The sequence below is a fragment of the Marinobacter sp. bablab_jr003 genome (assembly GCF_016464245.1).
Classification (GTDB): Bacteria; Pseudomonadota; Gammaproteobacteria; order Pseudomonadales; family Oleiphilaceae; genus Marinobacter; species Marinobacter vinifirmus.
Map to the genome: position 1 here is coordinate 1 of NZ_JADARC010000103.1, position 274 is coordinate 274.

The 274-nt window shown below is 52.9% G+C and carries 1 protein-coding gene; it reads left to right on the plus strand.

Annotated features, from left to right (window positions below; genetic code table 11):
* The coding region (locus H3Z84_RS10635) for a transposase (protein WP_199457440.1) at window positions 1-132 on the plus strand (132 nt) is incomplete at its 5' end.
* Window positions 133-274: the final 142 nt, after the last annotated feature.

A 274-nucleotide genomic window follows, 5' to 3' on the forward strand; every position in this document is an offset into this window, starting at 1 on the left:
CGGCTGAACACCAGTGTGTTGGAGGGAATGAACAACAAGATCAAGGTGATCAAGCGGGTGGCCTACGGCTACCGGGATAACGACTACTTCTTTCTGAAGATAAAAGCAGCATTTCCCGGTAAAGCGCGATGAACCTTTTTTTGGGGATCAGGGTCATGGCAGCAAAGAGAATTCCAATGCGCAAAATCAGAGAATTGCTTCGCCTGAGGCTGGACGCCGGGCTCTCGATCCGGCAGATCAGCGCCAGCACCAAGACCAGTGTCGGAGCCATCCA